Origin of the sequence: Saccharibacillus sp. O23, assembly GCF_002205895.1 — a bacterium.
GTDB lineage: Bacteria > Bacillota > Bacilli > Paenibacillales > Paenibacillaceae > Saccharibacillus.
In genome coordinates, this window is sequence record NZ_NJDE01000008.1 from 1 (window position 1) to 18761 (window position 18761).

At 58.4% G+C, this 18761-nt stretch carries 20 protein-coding genes; 4 read left to right on the forward strand and 16 right to left on the reverse strand.

Annotated elements, in window-relative coordinates; all coding sequences use genetic code 11:
- From CDO73_RS10405 to CDO73_RS10440, 8 genes are all read right to left on the reverse strand, one after another.
- On the reverse strand, positions 1 to 746 hold a 746-nt coding region (locus CDO73_RS10405), incomplete at its 3' end, for a response regulator (RefSeq protein ID WP_143536112.1).
- A 305-nt stretch (positions 747 to 1051) separates the two neighbouring features.
- Positions 1052 to 1792 (reverse strand): hypothetical protein, encoded by a 741-nt coding sequence (locus CDO73_RS10410; protein ID WP_088488476.1) that lies wholly within the window; start codon positions 1790 to 1792, stop codon positions 1052 to 1054.
- Between the two features lie 37 nt (positions 1793 to 1829).
- Positions 1830 to 2438 carry a hypothetical protein gene (locus CDO73_RS10415; protein ID WP_088488477.1) on the reverse strand — a complete coding sequence of 203 codons (609 nt, stop codon included), beginning with the start codon at positions 2436 to 2438 and terminating at the stop codon, positions 1830 to 1832.
- A 32-nt stretch (positions 2439 to 2470) separates the two neighbouring features.
- Positions 2471 to 3103, reverse strand: coding sequence for a class I SAM-dependent methyltransferase (locus CDO73_RS10420; protein WP_179218662.1), 633 nt, complete (start codon positions 3101 to 3103; stop codon positions 2471 to 2473).
- Complete coding sequence (locus CDO73_RS10425) at positions 3096 to 4007, reverse strand: class I SAM-dependent methyltransferase (protein ID WP_088488479.1); 912 nt, start codon at positions 4005 to 4007, stop codon at positions 3096 to 3098. The genes CDO73_RS10420 and CDO73_RS10425 overlap by 8 nt, the downstream gene beginning before the upstream one ends.
- A 44-nt stretch (positions 4008 to 4051) precedes the next feature.
- A complete protein-coding gene (locus CDO73_RS10430; RefSeq protein WP_088488480.1) occupies positions 4052 to 4456 on the reverse strand; it encodes a hypothetical protein in 405 nt (134 codons plus the stop codon).
- A 93-nt stretch (positions 4457 to 4549) separates the two neighbouring features.
- Entirely contained in the window at positions 4550 to 5161 is a 612-nt protein-coding gene (locus tag CDO73_RS10435; RefSeq protein ID WP_088488481.1) for an AAA family ATPase, read from the reverse strand.
- Between the two features lie 21 nt (positions 5162 to 5182).
- Positions 5183 to 5767 carry a hypothetical protein gene (locus tag CDO73_RS10440; protein ID WP_088488482.1) on the reverse strand — a complete coding sequence of 195 codons (585 nt, stop codon included), beginning with the start codon at positions 5765 to 5767 and terminating at the stop codon, positions 5183 to 5185.
- Positions 5768 to 5878: 111 nt separating this feature from the next.
- Here CDO73_RS10440 and CDO73_RS10445 point away from each other — a divergent pair, with 111 nt between their 5' ends.
- Positions 5879 to 6697, forward strand: coding sequence for a class I SAM-dependent methyltransferase (locus tag CDO73_RS10445; protein WP_088488483.1), 819 nt, complete (start codon positions 5879 to 5881; stop codon positions 6695 to 6697).
- A 265-nt stretch (positions 6698 to 6962) separates the two neighbouring features.
- Here CDO73_RS10445 and CDO73_RS10450 read toward each other — a convergent pair whose 3' ends face one another.
- A complete protein-coding gene (locus tag CDO73_RS10450) occupies positions 6963 to 8738 on the reverse strand; it encodes an oleate hydratase (RefSeq protein ID WP_088488484.1) in 1776 nt (591 codons plus the stop codon).
- A gap of 171 nt (positions 8739 to 8909) precedes the next feature.
- A complete protein-coding gene (locus tag CDO73_RS10455) occupies positions 8910 to 9482 on the reverse strand; it encodes a TetR/AcrR family transcriptional regulator (protein WP_088488485.1) in 573 nt (190 codons plus the stop codon).
- Positions 9483 to 9620: 138 nt separating this feature from the next.
- Here CDO73_RS10455 and CDO73_RS27345 point away from each other — a divergent pair, with 138 nt between their 5' ends.
- Positions 9621 to 9920 (forward strand): ABC transporter permease, encoded by a 300-nt coding sequence (locus CDO73_RS27345; RefSeq protein ID WP_088488486.1) that lies wholly within the window; start codon positions 9621 to 9623, stop codon positions 9918 to 9920.
- Between the two features lie 174 nt (positions 9921 to 10094).
- Positions 10095 to 11345, forward strand: coding sequence for a cation:proton antiporter (locus tag CDO73_RS10465; RefSeq protein WP_088488487.1), 1251 nt, complete (start codon positions 10095 to 10097; stop codon positions 11343 to 11345).
- 35 nt (positions 11346 to 11380) lie between these two features.
- Here CDO73_RS10465 and CDO73_RS10470 read toward each other — a convergent pair whose 3' ends face one another.
- Positions 11381 to 12121, reverse strand: a complete 741-nt coding sequence (locus tag CDO73_RS10470; RefSeq protein WP_088488488.1) for a sulfite exporter TauE/SafE family protein — start codon at positions 12119 to 12121, stop codon at positions 11381 to 11383.
- A 68-nt stretch (positions 12122 to 12189) separates the two neighbouring features.
- On the opposite strand from CDO73_RS10470, the gene CDO73_RS10475 reads away from it, so the two are divergent.
- Complete coding sequence (locus tag CDO73_RS10475) at positions 12190 to 12489, forward strand: hypothetical protein (protein WP_088488489.1); 300 nt, start codon at positions 12190 to 12192, stop codon at positions 12487 to 12489.
- A 493-nt stretch (positions 12490 to 12982) separates the two neighbouring features.
- On the opposite strand, the gene CDO73_RS10480 is transcribed toward CDO73_RS10475, so the two are convergent.
- The 5 genes from CDO73_RS10480 to CDO73_RS10500 all read right to left on the reverse strand — a co-directional run bounded on the left by CDO73_RS10480 (position 12983) and on the right by CDO73_RS10500 (position 18694).
- A complete protein-coding gene (locus CDO73_RS10480; protein WP_088488490.1) occupies positions 12983 to 14137 on the reverse strand; it encodes a DUF4340 domain-containing protein in 1155 nt (384 codons plus the stop codon).
- Positions 14134 to 15537: a GldG family protein gene (locus tag CDO73_RS10485; RefSeq protein ID WP_088488491.1), complete on the reverse strand. Its 1404-nt coding sequence runs from the start codon at positions 15535 to 15537 to the stop codon at positions 14134 to 14136. Before CDO73_RS10485 ends, CDO73_RS10480 begins: the two co-directional genes overlap by 4 nt.
- Before the next feature lie 4 nt (positions 15538 to 15541).
- The gene (locus tag CDO73_RS10490; protein ID WP_088488492.1) at positions 15542 to 16255 is read right to left on the reverse strand and encodes an ABC transporter permease subunit; all 714 of its coding nucleotides are present in this window, start codon (positions 16253 to 16255) and stop codon (positions 15542 to 15544) included.
- On the reverse strand, positions 16252 to 17601 hold the full coding sequence (locus CDO73_RS10495) for an ATP-binding cassette domain-containing protein (protein ID WP_088488493.1): 1350 nt from the start codon (positions 17599 to 17601) through the stop codon (positions 16252 to 16254). The genes CDO73_RS10490 and CDO73_RS10495 overlap by 4 nt, the downstream gene beginning before the upstream one ends.
- Before the next feature lie 493 nt (positions 17602 to 18094).
- A complete protein-coding gene (locus tag CDO73_RS10500; RefSeq protein ID WP_088488494.1) occupies positions 18095 to 18694 on the reverse strand; it encodes a restriction endonuclease in 600 nt (199 codons plus the stop codon).
- Positions 18695 to 18761 lie beyond the last annotated feature (67 nt).

Consider the following 18761-nt stretch of genomic DNA (forward strand, 5'->3'; position numbering starts at 1 on the left):
GCGCGCGGGCCGGCTTGGAGGCCGACAAGCGGGGCTGCGCGGCCGGCCGCGGCGCCGGAGGTCGCGAGCGGCAGCCCGTAAGCGCGCGCCGAGCCGAGGGCGGCCGCGCCCGGGGCGTCGGGCGCGAGCGCCCGCTTCAGCCGCTCGATCAGCGGCTGCGGGTCGTCGCCGGCGCGTGCCTCGCCGCCGGAGCCGCCGGCCGGATGCAATCGGCCGATCAGCACGAACTCGTCGTGCGGGAACAGCTCCGCCAGCACTTCGGGCGGAGCGGTATCGTCGGCGTCGTAGCCCGACGCCAGCTTCTCCAGCAGCGCTTCGGCGTCGGGCGCTTCGCCGCTGCCTTCGCCCGTATAGCGGATGCCCGGGATCCGCTTGGCCGTATTCTGGAGCACGCGCAGCAGCTCCTGCGTCTCCAATTTGGGTTTGAGAATATAATCGGCGACGCCGCTCTGGAACGTCGAGCGCACGTAATCGAATTCGCCGTAGCTGCTGAGCACGACGACTTCGATCGCCGGATACCGCTTTTTGATCAAGCGGGTAAATTCTTCGCCTTCCATGATCGGCATGACGATGTCGGTCAGCACGATATGGGGCCGAAGACGTTCGATCGCTTCAAGCCCTTCGCGTCCGTTCGAGGCTTCGCCCACGATCCGAAAACCGTAGCTTTCCCAGTCGAGATAATGTTTGATTCCCTGACGGACAAGGACCTCGTCGTCCACGATCAGTATCTTGCATAGAGTCTCCATGCTCGGTCCCCCTTTATGTCTGCTTGGTAACGTTTCCATCATCGTATCACAAAAATTCTGTCAACCTCCAGCCTCACAAAATCTCGAAACGATTCGAGAAACGAGCGAAAACGGTTCGAATCGCGCTAAAAACAGCCGTTTTCCGTTCTGATTCCGAAGCTCCTTATTCTCTGCCGCCGCGCCCCGAGCGGGTTCTCGCTTGCCTGCGCAAAAAACGAATGCCGAAACGAAAAAAAAGCTCTTCGGGAACGTCCCGAAGAGCCTGGCGAACGAACAAACGAACGGTTCGGCACTTTTTCCAGTTTCTACCAGCCGCGCGAACGCTCCGTCATCCCCATCTTTTGCGTCATTTTCATCTGGATATACGGTTTGACGAAACTCGAAGCGAGCACGAAATACGACAGCATCAGCAGCAGCGCGTACACCCAGAACTCTCCGTCCTTGCCGTACAACGCGCGCAGCCGATCGATCGGGCCGCTGTAGACCGGACGCCCCGCCGCTTCGTTATAAGAGAACCAATAGTCGTAATAAATGCTGGCCAATGCGTTGACGTAAGCCGACACGACGGTCATCACGAATCCGAGCAGCGGAATGAACGACAAGATCGAGCTGGCCGTTCCGATGACGAGACTCACCAGCAGCATCGCGAAGAAGGTCGGGAAGAAATAACGCAGACCGGTCCGGATCACTTGGCCGAGACGCAGCCTGCCGCTGCGCCCAAGCGTGGGCAAGAAACGCAGGCCCGCCGACAACAAGGCGATGATCAAACCGAAGATCGCGAAAAATCCGATCAGACGCAGCACGTTCGTCCCGATCTCGAGGATCCGGTCTTCCGAAATCGATTCCCAACCTCCCGCCATGACGGCAAATCCGTAACTCATCAATTCGATCAAATAACGCAGCTGCCCGAACATCAGAATCGTCGCGACTGCCCAAGGCAGCACGTACAGCAGGAGATGATATTTCAAGTAATCCCAATATCCCGGCACGGCCGGATAGACGTCTCTGCTTCTGTCGGTATCGTAAGAGTTGTAGCGGTTGTCCATTTCTTAGTCTTCCCCTCTGTGCTTAATACAAACTCGCTTAATATAAACTCGACAGCGTCTTATGCAACCCCGAATCCGGATCTTCCTTTATTCGCTGCTCGAACGTTTCTTTCCATTTTTCCGAAAAATCTTTGGTGTCGTAAGCGCCCGCGCCCGAAAGCCCCTGAGCCAGATTCGCCAGCCGCGAAAGATCCTGCTTCAAGCTGCGAAGATCGACTAGGGCCTGCTCCCTCGAAGCTTGCAGCGCGGCATCGCCTTCCTGCCAGCCCGCCGTCAGCGTATTGCCGAGATAATTGTTGATATTCATTAACGTGCGCGCCATGCCCGTATAATCCGCGTCCGAATCGCTGACCGCCCCGCCTAATCCAAGCAGACGCCCGCTCGCTTCGGCCAATCGGGATTGCACCGTACCGACCGCGTACAGACTCTCGGCCGCGCCCGCTCCGCCCTCGATCACGTTGATCGCGCCCTGCGTCTGCGAATCGGCGCTCTGCACCGTTTTCATCGCTTCGTCGAGCGTGCGGCTCTCCGCGAAGCGATCCAGCCGATGCGCGTTGTACAGGTTGAGACTCAAACCCAAGCTTGCGACCAAAGCCGCCGACAGCAGCCCGATGCGTAATCGGCTCCAGATCGTTTTGTTTTTCATGCGTTTGCTTGCTCCCCCCTTCTCGCTTCCTTCTAATGTCTTTTCATGACCGCTTCCCATAACCGTTTCGTTTTCCCGTATCGACCGCTTTGTTCTTCCCGGAGCGTCAACGTCTCCCACTCCGTCGCCGGGAAAAACCGTTCGATCTCTTCCGCGTCGAAAAAGCGCCGCAAAATCCCTTCGTCTTCGTACAAACGGCGATCTCCTTCGACCGGCACGGCATCCGGTTTATCCGCCAGCTCGCCGATCGCGTTCAACCGGCAGAGCAGCAGCCCGTTCGAGCGCAGCGCGCGGCGGATATCGCGGATCACCGCGAACGTAATATTTTCCGGGAAATAATGCAGGCTCAGATCGGCGACGACCGCTTGCAGTTCTCCGTCCGTCCACGGCAGCCCTTGCGTCATATCGAGCCGAAGCGCTTCGATTCCCTGTTCTTCCTTACGCAGACGTTCCACCGCCCGCTCCGACAAGTCGCAAGCGGACACCTCGAACCCGGCGGCATGCAGCGTCCGCGCATTATGTCCCAGCCCGCAGCCCAGATCGACGATTCGGCCCCGTTCCGGCCGGAGCAGCCGCAGATAAGGCATCAGCCAACCGTCGTGATCGGAGCGGTAAGCCGAATCGGCGTAAGCGGCGTTCCAATATTGCTCGACCGATTTATTCATCGCCGCGAGGCCTCGTCCCGTAAGTGATAAACGAACAGGACGCATCGACGATAAAAGCGGTCTCTCGATGCTCGCGCAGATAGTCGGCCATCTTGCGTTCGCATTCGAACACGATCTCCGCTTCGCGTTCGTCCAGCCCGCGCTCGATCAGATGGCGAACGACTTCTTCTCGGCGATCTTCGGTCATGCTGGCTACGGTCCCGTAAGCGGCCAGATACGATTCCAGATTCCGTCGATGAACCTGCGGATCGCCGTGCGGATTCACGATCGTCATATGATCGTTGACCCGCGCGTCGATCTGTTCCAATCCGGCCCGCTGCATGTAGAGCGGCATCTTGATGCCGATACAGAAGTCTTTGCCGCCGCGCGCATGATCGAGCCGCCGCAGCTTCTGCGCCGCGCCCAGCACGTTCAGCTCCGCCAAGTCCAGACCGTCGAAATGGATCGCCGCGTTCGCGACGTCCCGGCTGAGTTCGATGCAGACCACACGGCCGCCCGGCACGACGGAACGTTTCATTTTGTCCAGAATGCGCTTGGCCTGCGGAATATGCTGAAGCACGCATTGGCAGACGGCCAGATCGTATTGTTCTTCCGGTATGTATTCGTCGAGATCGGCGACGATAAAGTTCGTGTCCCACGGCGAATCGGCGAACAGCGAACGCGCTTCTTCGATCAGTTTGTCGCCTTTGTCGATCCCCGTGTACGTGCTGCCCGGCGGCAGCGCCGGCAGCAGCAGCCCGCCCATATAGCCGAGTCCGCAGCCGAAATCGACCACGCGGACCGGCTTGTCGATCTTCCATACCCGCTGCACCAGAAACTCTAGATAATCGTCGTTCCAGATCGACCCTCTCGAAGCTTTCAAATATTCGATCTGATTGTTCCACGCATACGTTTGTTCCGCCATACGTTCCGCCTTTTTCGATTTTATTTGATCGGATGCCGCCGCGTTCAATCGCCGATTCGCTCTGCGTTTTCCGCCAGATCGATCACGTCCAGCACTTCGACTTCCCCCAAGCGGCGCGGCCCTTCCATAAAAAAGCCTCTGACCCCCGGACGAATCCGCTTCGCATGGACGCTTCGGCGCATCTCGGGGAACAATACCCACATTCGCGCCGTGCCTTCGGTCGGAACCGGCGCCGTACCGTCCATCAGAATCTCGCCTTTCCCGTCTTCGAACTCGGGATGGATACCGTAAAGCTGCATCCCTTCCTCGCCGTCTTCCGCATACGCGAAATCGCAGCGGTACCCTTGCCGCGGCGGCAGCCGGCGTCCGCCTTCGGCTTGATCATAGAGCAGGTAACGGACGCGAAAATCGGCCCGATGGCCGCGAATCTGCTCGTAAGGTGTCCACATCGCCTGTTCTCCTCTCAATAGAACGGTTCGCGGCGCAGATGCGCTTTCTCCAACCGATGCTTTTCTGCGCGATTCGATCCATGATTTCCCGATTCATGACTGCCGCTTCGCTCCTTCTCGATCCGACTCCGCGCGCATCGCTTTCAACACCGTCTCCACCCGTTCTTCCACGCTGTGCAGGCCTTCGATCCGCAGGATCGGACAAGTCAGTTCGCTCATCCACTGCTCGTGCAGCTTCAAGCTGCGCACCTCTTCGCCCGCATGATCGTAGAGCGCGGCCCATTCCAGAAAAGCCTGCGATTGCTCGTACATCGATCCCCCGGGCAGCACGTCTTCGCCGTAGCGCTTCTCTTCTCGGGCGCGCAGACGGGCCAGCCTTTCTTCGGCCGGCACATGAAGAAAGACGACGAAATCGAACCGCGGCCTGAAGCTGTCGCCCCAACCGCAGATCGCGCCGCTGAGCAGCCAGCGCTCGTGCCCATCCAGATCGTTCGCAAGCTCTCGTACCCGATCTTCCGGCGGACGGGCTTCGTCGAATTTGCGCGCCCAGAAATAATCGTCGCTGTCCAATACTTCATGCGGTAGCCGTTGTCCCAGCGCTCGGCCGAGCGTCGTCGTTCCCGAACCGGACGCTCCGAAAATATGCAGCCGACGATAAGGGATCTCGATATTTCCGTCGTTTGCCGGCGATTCGTTATCGTTCATCTCGATGCCTCCGTTTCTGTCTTATTCGGCGAATTCTTCGCGGCTGTTTTTTCTCCGCCGGATCGCGATTCTAAGCAGCAGAAGCAGGATTGCCGCGATCGCGGCCCAGCCGATGAACAGCAGGTACGTATTCGGATGAAACAGATGCCCGTTCATCTTCATCGAACCGACGCTCGGCCATACGGCGTCCGTATCGGTTCGTCCGGACTCGCCTCGGGCAGCGAAAAAAGCCGCTACCTGTTCGCCGCGCGCTTCGTAACGCAGCTTCTGCAATTCGAATCCGGCCGCTTGATGAGCCAAAAGGCCGAGCAGCAGCGTCCAGAGCAGCACCGGACGGGCGCGCCGAAGCAGCGGCGTCGCGTACAGCTGGCCGAGCAGCACGATTCCCAGCCCGACCAGCGGAATGACGAGCAGGATCGCCGGATTGCCGTTGCCGGACGAGCGGCCCGGTTCGACGTTCATAAGCGATCCAAACGCGAACACGGCTCCGATCGCGAGCAGATTCGCCGCGATCGCGATCGGATGCTTGAGCCGGCTGCCGAGAGCGGCCGCGATGATCCCGATCACGAAGAAAACGGCGGTCGAGGCCAGAATGAATATCCACATGGATTCGATCTCCTCCTTATCAAAAGATTCCCTATCGATGCCGAATTTCCTTTTTCGACGGAACGATGAGATGATAGGAAACAACATATAGTACCGAAAGGAGAATCCTCTATGCTGGACTCTATTCGCAAGAATAACGTCGATCGCTTCGCCGGATTCGGCGAACTGTACGATCGAAACCGCCCGGCCGCACCGGAAGAAGCGATTCGCATCTTGGAGACTTATCTGCAAGGAACGCCCGATACCGTCGCCGACGTAGGCTGCGGCACGGGACTATCGACCTTTCTATGGCTGAACCGCGCCCGACGCGTCTACGGCATCGAGCCGAGTCCGGATATGCGCGGCATAGCCGAAGCCAAATGGGAAGCGGCAGGACGTCCCGGCTCGCTGACGTTCCGCGAAGGCTACTCGGACCGTCTGGATTTCGAGGACGATTCGGTCGACCTGATCACCTGCTCCCAATCTTTTCACTGGATGAACCCGCAGCCGACGTTGGACGAATTCGCCCGCGTGCTGCGCGCCGGCGGCGTCTTCGCCGCTTACGATTGCGATTGGCCGCCCGTGCTGAATGCGGAGTTGGAAGCCGCTTATATGGAACTGTACGAACTTGCCGAGCGCCGCGCGAACGAATTGTCGACCGAAGACGAACGGGCGCACAAATGGCCGAAAGAGCAGCATTTGCGCCGGATCGAAGAATCGGGACATTTCCGATACGCGCGGGAGATCGTATTCCATAACCGCGAGATCTGCGACGCTGCGCGGTATACGGGCATCGCGCTCAGTCAAGGCGGCACGCAAGCCGCGATCCGGCTCGGCGCGGAAGACGTTCAAGCGGCAGCCGAACAATTCGGCCGCACGGTCGAAACCTTTTTTGCGGGGAAAGAACAGCCGATCCTGTTCGGGTACCGGATGCGGCTGGGGTTAAAGTGAGAAGAAACGCCTTTATTCGGCCGGCTCTTCGGCAGACGGAACGATCGTTTCGACTTCATTTTATGCCTCCTCGATTTATCTATAAAATAAAGCTTCTAATATGGAATAAACGTCGTAAACGACGCAAAGTTGGGATCAAAAAAAGCAGAAACGCATTTCGGGAACCGACGCCGCTCAAGCGCCTGTTTTCCGAATGCCGTTCTGCTTCTTTTTTGTGTATTCCTATTTTTCGCTTAAACGTTTATCCTGCAGCCGATCGGCGAAATCACACGATCCCGTATTTCGTCAATAATTCTCCGACTACCGTACCCGATGCTTTCTTGAACGCGCCCTGCTCGATCAGCTTCAGCAGCAGCGGCTGCTTGAGTTCGGTCAGCTTCTTGCCGTCCATCATCTTCGAGGTCGAATCGAGCAGCGTGCGGATATCGTATTCGGACGCGAACACTTCCGGCACGCCGCGGTCCACGTTCAAGAGCGTATAAACGGCTTCCATCGCGGTGCGGACCGAATATTCCGTCGTGAACACGGTATCGCGCGCCGTATCGGCGAACTGTCCGATAAAAGCGAAGTTCACGCATTGTTCCGGCACGACTTTCGGACGGTCGCCCGCCGTACGCGGCATAAAGAACGCCGTGATATAAGGCATCATGCATGGAATACAGTTGGCCGAGTTCGCCGCGAGTTCCGGAATGTCTTCGACCGGCACGCCCATATGGTACAGCCATTCCGCCGTGATCTCCTCGCCGGTGCAGTCCTGCATCGGTTTCTTGATATAATCGCCCGGCACGTCGGTGAACAACGCGTAGAACCAGACCACCAACTGGTCTTTCGGCTGATTCTTGAAATGCGGCTGACGGTTCAGCGTCCAGCTCAGCATCCAGCTCGAATCTTTGACGCTGACGATCCCGCCCGTGACCACTTTGCCGCTGAACGGATCGCGTTGACAGATTTTCTCGATATACGGAGGAATCCGGTCGTCCAGCGTGGTGATCGTCGCCGATTCCCATTTGGTCGCGTCGATGTTCATGCAGAATTTCTCCGGCCGTCCGAACGACGGGTCCTGCGCCGCAATATTCCGCCACAGTTCCCAACATCCGCCGCCGCCCGGCCGCGTATCGAGTACGGGCGCATGATGGTGGTCGCCCAGCGTCGCGTTCTCCGTGCAGCTGCCGTTGGTCACGAAGACCAGATCGTCTTCCGTCAGGTCGATACTTTCCGGCTGTCCGCCGCGTACGCATTCGATCTTCGCCGCGACTTTCCGGTCGCCGCGCTGCTCGAACACGACGTTCGTGACCCGCGTGTCGTACACGAAATGCACGTCATGCGCTTCAAGATACTTCATCATTGGCTGCACGAGCGATTCGAACTGATTGTATTTGGTGAACTTGAGCGCGGAGAAGTCCGGCAGCCCGCCGATATGGTGGATAAACCGCTGAATATACAGCTTCATCTCCAGCGCGCTGTGCCAATCTTCGAAAGCGAACATCGTCCGCCAGTACAACCAGAAGTTCGAATCGAAGAATTCCTGCGTGAACACGTCGGTAATCTTCCGGTCGTACAGATCTTCGTCGCGCGTCAGGAACAGCTTCACGATCTCCATCGACGCTTTTTCGCTAAGGCCGAATTTGCCGTCCGTATGCGCGTCTTCGCCTCGGTTCATCGTGGCGCGCATCAGCGAGTAGTTGGGGTCTTTTTTGTTCAGCCAATAGAATTCGTCCAGCACCGACGCGTTTTCGACTTCGAGCGACGGAATCGAATGGAACAGGTCCCAGAGGCATTCGAAATGGTCTTCCATCTCGCGGCCGCCGCGAATGACGAATCCTTTGTTTTCTTCTTCGCTGCCGTCCAGCGCTCCGCCCGCGATATTCAGTTCTTCGAGAATATGGATGCGCTGCCCTTTCATCTGTCCGTCCCGAATCAGGAAACAAGCCGCCGCCAGAGAAGCTAAGCCTGCTCCGACCAGATAAGCGGATTTGCCGTCTACGCCTTCGGGCTTCATCGGTCTTGCGAACGCTTCGTAATTGCCGCTGCTGTAATACATGGACATTCCCTCCGTGTTCGTGATTTGGATGACATCGAGGTTCTGAACCCAGCATAGGCTCTTACGAAAAAGGAGAACATAGACAATCGGCAGAGCTTGGCGAAAATTTGGACAGAAGACGGAGATTGTCTAAACGGCGTCGGCACACTCCCACGAATCCGCCGCCGACTTTCAGCGCATCGGATGACGCACGGCTTCGAACCGCTGCAAAGCTCCGGCAAAATCCCCTTGAATCAAGATGCTCAGCCGCTCCACGATCTGCTCCGGCCGTTCGCGCATCCCGTTCTTGATCCAGTCCAGAACCAGGCCCACGAAAGCAAACTTGTAAAAATGGGCGATAAACGCTTTGTCGTCTTCGCGCACGTTGAGACCGGCCGCTTTCTCTTCGATCACGCCGAGCAGCAGCTCCTGCGTCTCCTGATGCAGATAACGCTCCAGATGTTCGCGGTTTACGGAATGATACGTATTCAGCACGAAACTCCGATTCTCCGACACGTATTCGAAAATGCGCAGAAACCCTTGCTGCCATGTTCCCGAAGTCTTGTTGCCGTCCAGCGCCCGCGCCGCTTCATGCGTATAGATCCAATCGATCAAATCGTAGATGTCTTTGAAATGGTAATAAAACGTTTGCCGGTTCACTTCGCATTCTTCGGCGATATCGATCACGGTGATCTTGTCGAGCGTTTTTTGCGACAGCAGCTTTTTGAGCGACGCGGCCAGCGCGCGTTTGGTGATTTGCGTCATGATTCTCGGCTCCTTTGCCTCAAACAACCGACGGTTGTCGAAAAACAACGGACGGTTGCGCCTATTTTATTCCATTCGCACGGGAATCCGGTTAATCTGAGGGCGTCGACAAATCAAACGGAAAGAAGGTCTTCCCCCATGTTAACCTCCACGGAGATCGGGATCAAAATCGCCGAAGAACGGCTGGAAGAATTCGGACTGACCGAAGCGGCGGCGCGCCGGGTCTCGAACGGCATCTCCCTGCTGTTCATTATGCCGGCGGCGGTCAGGGTCTTCGCCGAGCATCAGCCCGTCACCTCGATCGTCGAGACGCTGCGCGCGCTGCTGGCGGGACAGCCTGCCGGATCGGAGATCTGGACGACGCTCGCTTGGTGCTTGGGCTTGCTCGCGCCGGCTTACGGCTTGGCGATGCGGACGCATAAACGGCAGGGCAGCTAAAAAGACTCGACGCGGTCCCTGAGTTTTCCCGACCGTTCGATTGACCGTTCGGCCGCTTAGCCCCTATGCTTACCGAGGCAAACCGCCCGAAAACACAATCGGAACCGCCGACAATCCGTCTGCGTACGGAAAATCGGGTAATGGTTGCTGAAGAAATCGCATAGGAGGCATGACATGGTCCATCATTTCAACGAGATTTTCATTCAGATTCTGATCCTGCTCGCGATCGCGCTGGCCGTCATCGGTGTCGCCCAGAAACTGAACCGCCCGTATTCGATCGCGTTGGTGCTGGTCGGCCTGCTGCTGGGAATGATCCATATTCCCGTACTCGAAGCCGCCGAGACCTATATCACGCAGAGCAACGTCTTTCAGGCGATCGTGATCTCGCTGTTCCTGCCGATCCTGCTCGGCGACGCGACGCTCAAGCTGCCTTTCTCTCATCTGCGCGAGCAGACGAAGCCGGTGATCGCATTAGCGTTCGGCGGTACGCTGCTGTCTTTCGCGTTAATCGCGCTCGGTTCGTATTATCTGCTCGGCCTGCCGCTCGTCGTGGCCTGCACGTTCGCGGCGCTCATGAGCGCGACCGACCCGATCAGCGTCATCTCGATCTTCAAATCGCTCGGCGTGCCGAAGAAGCTCACTACCGTTATCGAAGGCGAATCGCTGCTCAACGACGGCATCGCCGTCGTGCTGTTCCAGATCTCGTCCATCTACCTGCTGTCTTATCTGGAAATGGGCTGGGCGGGAGCCGGCAGCGGCCTGCTGCTGTTCCTGCAATTTGCCGTCGGCGGCACGCTCGTCGGGCTGATTCTCGGATTCGTCTTCTCGCGGATCATCGTCTACTACGACAATTATCCGTTCGAGACCGCGCTGTCGGCAGTGCTGTTCTTCGGCTGCTACTTCATCGCGGAACATCTGGCCGTATCCGGCGTGATCGCGGTCGTCGTAGGCGGACTCGTCTTCGGCAGCTACGGCCGCAGAGTCGGCATGTCCGAGACGACCCATACGAATATCGACACGTTCTGGGACACGATCGCCCTCATCGCCAACTCGCTCATTTTCCTGATGATCGGTCTGGAGATCCGCAATATCGATCTCAGCGGACGTTGGCCGATGATGCTGCTCGCGATTCTGATCGTGCTGATCGCCCGCTCGGTCGCCGTCTATCTGAGCTTGTCTCCGATCAAAGATTTCGACAGCCGCTTCAAACATATCCTGAATTGGGGAGGCTTGAAAGGCAGCTTGTCGATCGCGCTGGCGCTCAGCCTGCCGATCGAATTCGAAGGACGCGACGACATTCTGGCGCTGGCGTTCAGCGTCGTGCTGTTCTCCTTGCTGTTCCAAGGATTATCGATCGAGAAGCTGATTCTGAAGCTCGGCGTGGCGAAAAAAGAAAAGAAAACGGCGGCCGCGAAATCCGAATAACCGCCTCTTTCTTTGCGAAGCGCTTCAAGTCGGCATCACACCCAGCCGAGGCTGCTGAGCGCGGTCCAGATCCCGGAGACCAGGATCAGCCAGAGCGATACGCGCTTGAACAGCCGCTCGTCGAAGCGGCTGACCGCCCGCGCGCCGAGCCATGCGCCCAGCAGCATGGCGGGCGCGCTCCACAGCAGCCGGCCGCCCAGCTCGCCGGTCAACAATCCGCCTGCGGCGAACGACGCGACGCTGACCGCGTTCAACACCACCCCGTTCAGCGCCAGATTCGCGCGGAACGCCTGCATGCTCATCCCCTGATTGGAGAGGATGAGCGCCAGCGGCGGGCCGCTGACCGAGATGCTGCCGTTCAGCAGTCCGCTCAGCGATCCCGCCGTGACAAACGCGAGGCGTTTGCCGCGGATCGGGAGCGAGCGGCCGAGCAGCATCAGCGCGGCGAACAGCGCGATCAAGATCCCCGTGGCCGTCTTGAGCGTCGAGCCGTCGACGACGAGCAGCAGATACGTCCCGAACGGCGCGGTGACGATGCCGGCCAAGATCAGCAGCCAGATCTGGCGGATCTCGATATGCCGCCGATTCGGAACGGCTACCGTCAGGCAGACGAACAAGCTGAAGATCACGATCATGGGAACCGCTTGATGCAGCGGCAGGAACAAGCTCAGAAGCGGCAGCGCGATCAACGCGAAGCCGAAGCTGGTCAGACTTTGCACGAAACTCGCGGCCAGAATGATCGCTATGGAAGCTGCCAACAGACCGAACTCGTTCATCGCTTCATCCCTCTTTTCTCTGCTATCATCATAGCGTAAGGAAACGAGACGAAAAAGGAGGAACCGCCGTGCGCAGGAATTTCAAACGCGAACGCCTGCAAGCGCTGGCGATCGCGCAGCGTTACGAACGCGAAGCCAACGAGCGGGAACGCCGCGAACGGCCCGCGAATCCGTTTCGTCTGGAGCTGTGCTCCCTGACCGGATCGCCGGGCGAATGGTTCGCCGGATACAACGTCTATACGCACGAAGGCGCTCTGCTCGAAGGGCCGCTGCCGATGGTCATCGACGAAGCCGACGGCACGATCGCGTCGTTGGAGGAACATATCGGGAAACGCTTCGCCGGCGCGGCTCGAGGCGAGGATGCTTGATCGGCGGCTTGATCGGCGGAAAAGCGACCTGCTCCCTCGCCGCTTTCGACCGCAAAGCGTTGCCCGATGCGAAAATGCTGCATATCTCCATCATTTTTACGCGATAAGGCGTGCAAACGGCGGAATTGTTGCATATCTCCATCATTTTCGATAAAGCAAGCTTCAATCCGCCACGAATCCGCAAAAATGATGGATATTCGCAACATTTTGTAGACTCGGTGCCGATATCGGCTAGAAAAGATGGATTTTTGCAGCATTTTTCTCGGACGTGCTTCTATTTAGTGTGGAACATTTGTGCAACCCTATCCGGGCAGCACGGGTAACACGGATAGTGCAGGTAGCGCAGGTATCACAGGCAACGTGGGCAGCGCAGATAGCGCAGTCAACAGCAAAAAAGCCTCCGGTTCGCGCGGCATACGCACGAACCGGAGGCTCTGTTTTTTTAGCTCGACGGCTCAAACGACGCGTGCAGCCGAGCAGCCCGAACGGACGCCTATTCCCCGCCCGTTCCCTTCTCCGCGTCTGCCGATGTTCCGGCATCCGCCGAAGTGCCGGCGGCAGAACCGCTTTCCGAATTTGCGGCTCCGTTTTTGTCGATCTCCGAATCCGCGGCTCCGCTTTTGCTGCTTTCCGCACTGTCAGCTCCGCCACTATCGGAAGCCGTCCCGCTCTCAGTGCCGGCCGCTGCTCCGCCGACCGCCGCGCCCGTTTCTTCGGACTCGTCCGCCGATGCCGACGAGATCTTCGGCGTTTCGGCCGCTTTGAGATCTTCGGGCTTCACGGCAAACGCCCATTCGCCGCCCTGCGGAACGACCCAGACCAGCGTATCGACGTCGGGATCTTTTTTGCCGATATACGTCCGCGTTTTTTCTTGGCCGTTTTCGGTCGAGACCAGCTTCAACGAGAAGTCTTCTTTGGCCGAAGCCAACGTCGAAGCTTTGACCGGCAGGCGGTCGCTGACGACGTATTTGAGCGAGCCGGACACGGTGGTCGCGTCCGCGCCTTCGATCGATTTGCCGTCCAGCGTCCAAGCCGGCGAAGCGGCGTCGGACGACGTGTTTTTCAGCGTCCAACCGGCGGCGCCGCGTTTGTACGTCAGTTCTTGGAGATTCGCGTCATCCCATTCGAACGGCGACGTATCGACCAGCTCGGTGATGCTCGGCAGCAGCGAGGTCGCCGTATCGGAATCGAGCTGGACGACCGCGCCGCCGTCCAGCCGCGCGTAATCCGAGGTGCCGGTCGGCAGCGCGTCGCCGATCGCCAGCGTGACGACCGTGCCGTTTTCTTCGGTCACGGTGACGCCTTTTTGCGAGACGTCTAGACCGTAACGGGACGCGTCTTCCGGCGCTTCTTCCACCACGCCGCCCTGCTCGGCCGAAGTGAGCGTGGACAGCCACGAATCGACCGAATACGGATTGACCGGATATTTGTCCGGTTCGACGAAGCTCCATTCGTCGCCTTTTTTCACCAATTGATACGTCAGTTGTCCGTTGGCGATCCGGATGCCGGCGATCTTGGACTTATCCAACTCGACGAGTTTGGCCGCCGGCTTTTCTTCCGAAGCTCGGAAAAAATTTTGCGAATATGCATAACCGAGACCGCCGAGGAACACGAGGACCAGAATCAAAGTCGGGATGTATTTTCTCATACGCGTCTCCGTCTCCACCAGAGCAGCACGCCGGCCAGTACGAAGACCAGCGGGAATACGATCATCGTGCCGATCAGGATGTAGCGAGCCTGCGGAGCGGTCAGATAGGCCGTCTCGTACTGCTGCTGCTCGCGCGCCCGGATCGTCAGGTCGCTCTGATTCCCGCTCAGATAATTGATGCTGTTCAGCGCGAAATCTTTATTGCCCTGCTCCGCGATCTGATCGTCGCTCAAGAAGTAGGACGTGCCGAGCAGCACGACTTTCGGTTTGCCTTCCGCGTCGTCCACCGCGTAGCCCAGATGGAGCGGTCCGGCAAGGTCGGCCGTTTTGTCGTATTCGCTTTTGGATTGCAGCAGCCCGGCGAGATCCGTCTCTCCGTAACTTTCCGACGAAGTGGTCAGCAGCGGCGAGACCGTAAGCCCGGTCGGCGCTTTCTCCGCCGCGTTCAGCGCCACGGACAGATAAGTCATCGGATAGATCTTGCTCGCTTGAAGTTTCTCGGTGATCGCATGCGATTCGTAGCTCGGGACGACCGTCAGCGGATCGTAGAGCTGCGTATTCGTGCGGTCGACCGCGATCGCGTGTTCGTCGACGACGCCGTATTTCTGCATCAGCGCATCGATGTTTTTCCAGCTTTTTTTCATGTCCGGATTAAAACCGAGCGAGAGGAACAGCTTGCCTTTGCCGTCGAGATACGTCTCGATCAGCTTCAATTCTTTGTCGCTGAGGTCGTTCTCCGGCGCGACGATCATCAGCAGGTCCGCATCGTCCGGAATCTTGCCCGCTTGATACAATTGAAGTTCTTCGACTTCCGTATTGTCGGCTTTGAGTCCGGCGGTCAACTGCGACAGGCGCGACAGCGGGAACTCGTTATGTCCGGCGAGCACGTAAGCTTTGTGCTTCTCCGTCGAGACCAAAGCGTTCAGCGCGCTCGTCAGTTTCGATTCGCCGAGGAACGTGTACGAACTGCTGTCGCCCGAGCCGAACATTTCATGGAACGTGATCGTCTGCGACTTGTCGCCGTACGTCAGCACGATCGAACTCGAAGACAGATTGTATTGACGCGCGAGTTCCGGCTGTTGGACCAGACTGTAGGTATGCACGTCGAGTTTGCTGCTTTTTTTCGCATATTCTTGCACGAGGTCCGTTACTTCGCGGGTGATCAGTTCGCCGTCGCTGTCTTGGTTCTTGAACACGTCGACTTTGATCTTGGCCGGCAGCTTGCCGAGCACGGTATTCGTCTGATCCGACAGCGTATACTGCTTGTTCGCCGTGAGGTCGACTTGGAATTCCGAAGCTTTGTTCAGAAAAAGGGTCAGCAGCACGAACAGGCCGATCGAAGCCAGCGCGATCACCAGCGTGTTCGTGTGATGCAGCAGTCGTTTGGTTTGTTTGTTCATCGGTCTACCTCCACCGTTTCCGTTCGATCACTTGAATGCTGAGCACCACGAACAGCACCGCCAGCGATACGTAGAAGATCACGTCGGGACCGTTGATCACGCCTTTGGTCAAGTTCGTGATGCGGTCGGGCAGCGAGAAAGGCTCGACCCAAGCGGCCAATTTCTCGTTTTGCGACGTCATGGAACCGGCCAGCCAGAACAGCAGAAGGAGCACGAAGCCCGCTACCGCGGACACCATCTGATGCTGGGACAGCGCGGACGCGAACAGCCCGATCGCCATCATCGCCGCGCCCATCAGGAACACGCCGAGTATCGACAGCCAGAGCGTCAGCATGTTCAGATTGCCGAACAGCGACATGACGGCCGGATAGACCAGATTGCACAGCAGCAGCATGACCATCACGCCGAGCGCGGCCAGATATTTGCCCAGCACGACTTCCGTCACGCTCGCCGGAGAGGTCAACAGCAGTTCGTCCGTCCCCTGCCGGAATTCTTCCGAGATCAGCCGCATGGTCAAGATCGGAACCACGATCAGCAGCATGAACAGCATATCGCTCAAGATCAACCGATAATCGATAATGCTCGGCTGGTAAGTCACGAAGTCCATATAGAACATGAAGCTCGACATCAGCACGTAGATCGCGAACGCGAAATACGAAGTCGGGGTCAAAAAGTACAGGCGCAGCTCTTTGCCGCAGATCGCCATAATGCGGTTCATGCGCGCTCACCTCCGGATTCGGTCGGGGAAACGGCTAGGTCGCCGACGTTTGCGGCCGACGCTTTTTCGCCTTCCGTCAGCTTGATGAAGACGTCTTCCAGCGTCAGATTTTCTTTGTGCAGTTCCAAGATCGGCAGGTCCGCTTCGGCAAGCAGCCGGAACAGTTCCACGCGGAAATCTTCTTGGCCGGATGCCGTCAATACCGCGCGAACGCCGGCGATCGGCTGCGGAATCGAAGACGCAGAGAAGTCCGGCTCGATCGCCTGCGCGGGTTCTTCCGAGAGATCCACGACCTGAACCGCTTCGACCGACGTCTCCGTTTCTTTTTCGGATAAGGCGTCCGCCGAGCCGGACTGCGCGGCAAGCTCGGAAATTTCGGCAGCGGCGGGCGAGTCGATCACGACCGGCTGCACAGCCGATTCGGACGGCGGCTCGGATGTCTCGACGGTCGGAGCGGCTGCGAGCGCTTCGTCGGCGCTGCCTGCTTCAAGCTTGGCGGACGTTTCGTCCGAAGTCTCTTCGCTCGACGTCGGCACGTCCCGTTCCGCGCTTTCTTTTGCCGTATCCGACTCCTGCTTGATCTCCGCGACGATGCCGCGTTCTGCCGCCCATTCGCCCAATACGCGCTCGACGCGTTCGCGTTCGCCGCGCACTTCGACCGATACGACGAAACGGTTCTCCATCCGCGCGCCGATCTCGTTCGGCGCTCCGTCCATGACCAGCTCTCCGCGATTGATGATCAGCACGCGATCGCATAAAGCGCCGACTTCCTGCAAAATATGCGTACTGAGCAGCACCGTATGGTTTTCGCCCAATTCGCGGATCAAGCTGCGGATCTCGATGATCTGGCTCGGGTCGAGACCGGAGGTCGGTTCGTCGAGCACGAGCAGATCGGGCTTGTGAATGATCGCCTGCGCCAGACCGAGCCGCTGCTTATAACCTTTGGACAGATGGCGGATCGACTGCCGTTCGCGCCCGCCGAGTCCGAGCCGCGAGACCATCTCGGCCACGCGCAGCTTCTGCTCCCTCGCCGGAACGTCCCGCAGCTTCGCGACGAACTTCAAATACGCCTCCACCGTCAGATCCGGGTAAAGAGGCGGCGTTTCCGGCAGATACCCGATCTTCGACCTGGCTCGGCGCGCTTCGTCGTGCACGGATAAGCCGTCGACCGTAATCGTTCCTTCCGTGGGATACAGATAACCGGTGATCATGCGCATCGTCGTCGTTTTGCCCGCGCCGTTCGGCCCGAGAAATCCGACGATCTCGCCGCGCTGCATCGAGAAATCGATATGCCGCACGCCGCGTCCGCCGTCGTACCTTTTGCTCACTTGTTTCACTTCGAGCACGATGCTTCATCCCTTCTTCGTTTTCGTTTATGTAGACATAAGGGTGCAGAACCCGCGTCCGGACAGGAAAACGCTTCGCATACCGGCAGGCCTCCGCTTCTTCGCGTTCCGCCGCCGCTCGGCATTGCGCGACCGACCCGCTCGAACACTCCAAGCGCAGCGGCAGTCTGGAGAAGCGCTAATATGCAGAAGTCTTTCTCCCCCGCGAACGGGCGTCCAAACTGCTATAACTATAGGCTCGCAAACCTAAAGAGGGCTTAAACGTAGTTTAATCGCGGCTTAAAAAAATGTGTCTAAAATGTGAACGAACGTAAACGAAAGAATAGCAAAAAGGTCCCTGAGAAGCGTTTCTCCCGGCGGCGGGAAAAAGCGCTTCGCGGAACCTGTTAGGGATCAAACTGATTTTCGGTACTTTCGACGGCGTTGCCGGACTTTGCGCAGCTTACCGACCGGACAACGCAGCGGCGGCCGCGCAGGCCGCGCTTTTTCGTCTCTATCGCGGAACGTCGAGAACGTTCGGCGCTTCTTCCGGCTCGCGTTCGATCAATTCCATCGCTTCTTCGGGCTTCTTGGATTTGAACGCGTCGATGATCGTCTCCAGATCTTCTCGATCGAGCAGCACGACGCCGTTGTAAGCCGCCAGCTTCCGGCAGGCTCCGGTATAACGTCCCGAGGTCAGCACGATCGCGCGCTGCGCGCCGTAGACGCGCATGGAACCGTACACTTCCTGCACGGCGGACAACCCGACCGGATTGCCGACGGCGTAACGTTTGGCTTGAAGCACCGTTCTCGCGCCGTACCGGTCTTCGAATACCAGATCCGCTCCGAAGTCGCCGCTCGTATTCGTCTTATGCACGTCTTCGTAACCGAGCTCCTCGAACAAGCGCTGCAAATACCGTTCGAAATCGGCCCCGTCCAGCATGCCGTCGATATCTTTGATCGTGATTCGGCGCGGGTCGAGCTGACGGCGAATCCGTCTGCGGCGCAGGACCGCCAGCCGCCATAGAATCAACGCCAGCAGCGCCGCGCCGAGGATAATCCACAGGAGCGGGCCGTCCGCGACGAAACCGAGCTGCGAAATCCAATCGTTCATGTCGTGATCGCCGTTCCTTCCCGGGCCGGTCGCCCTTTCGCTTTGCAATCGCGCGTTCGGCCGCAGG

Excerpts from the sequence above, each read along its gene's own strand:
- CDO73_RS10410 (WP_088488476.1), bottom strand. The coding sequence starts at position 1,792 with ATGGACAACCGCTACAACTCTTACGATACCGACAGAAGCAGAGACGTC.
- CDO73_RS10415 (WP_088488477.1), bottom strand. The coding sequence starts at position 2,438 with ATGAAAAACAAAACGATCTGGAGCCGATTACGCATCGGGCTGCTGTCG.
- CDO73_RS10420 (WP_179218662.1), bottom strand. The coding sequence starts at position 3,103 with ATGAATAAATCGGTCGAGCAATATTGGAACGCCGCTTACGCCGATTCG.
- CDO73_RS10425 (WP_088488479.1), bottom strand. The coding sequence starts at position 4,007 with ATGGCGGAACAAACGTATGCGTGGAACAATCAGATCGAATATTTGAAA.
- CDO73_RS10430 (WP_088488480.1), bottom strand. The coding sequence starts at position 4,456 with ATGTGGACACCTTACGAGCAGATTCGCGGCCATCGGGCCGATTTTCGC.
- CDO73_RS10435 (WP_088488481.1), bottom strand. The coding sequence starts at position 5,161 with ATGAACGATAACGAATCGCCGGCAAACGACGGAAATATCGAGATCCCT.
- CDO73_RS10440 (WP_088488482.1), bottom strand. The coding sequence starts at position 5,767 with ATGTGGATATTCATTCTGGCCTCGACCGCCGTTTTCTTCGTGATCGGG.
- CDO73_RS10445 (WP_088488483.1), top strand. The coding sequence starts at position 5,879 with ATGCTGGACTCTATTCGCAAGAATAACGTCGATCGCTTCGCCGGATTC.
- CDO73_RS10450 (WP_088488484.1), bottom strand. The coding sequence starts at position 8,738 with ATGTATTACAGCAGCGGCAATTACGAAGCGTTCGCAAGACCGATGAAG.
- CDO73_RS10455 (WP_088488485.1), bottom strand. The coding sequence starts at position 9,482 with ATGACGCAAATCACCAAACGCGCGCTGGCCGCGTCGCTCAAAAAGCTG.
- CDO73_RS27345 (WP_088488486.1), top strand. The coding sequence starts at position 9,621 with ATGTTAACCTCCACGGAGATCGGGATCAAAATCGCCGAAGAACGGCTG.
- CDO73_RS10465 (WP_088488487.1), top strand. The coding sequence starts at position 10,095 with ATGGTCCATCATTTCAACGAGATTTTCATTCAGATTCTGATCCTGCTC.
- CDO73_RS10470 (WP_088488488.1), bottom strand. The coding sequence starts at position 12,121 with ATGAACGAGTTCGGTCTGTTGGCAGCTTCCATAGCGATCATTCTGGCC.
- CDO73_RS10480 (WP_088488490.1), bottom strand. The coding sequence starts at position 14,137 with ATGAGAAAATACATCCCGACTTTGATTCTGGTCCTCGTGTTCCTCGGC.
- CDO73_RS10485 (WP_088488491.1), bottom strand. The coding sequence starts at position 15,537 with ATGAACAAACAAACCAAACGACTGCTGCATCACACGAACACGCTGGTG.
- CDO73_RS10490 (WP_088488492.1), bottom strand. The coding sequence starts at position 16,255 with ATGAACCGCATTATGGCGATCTGCGGCAAAGAGCTGCGCCTGTACTTT.
- CDO73_RS10500 (WP_088488494.1), bottom strand. The coding sequence starts at position 18,694 with ATGAACGATTGGATTTCGCAGCTCGGTTTCGTCGCGGACGGCCCGCTC.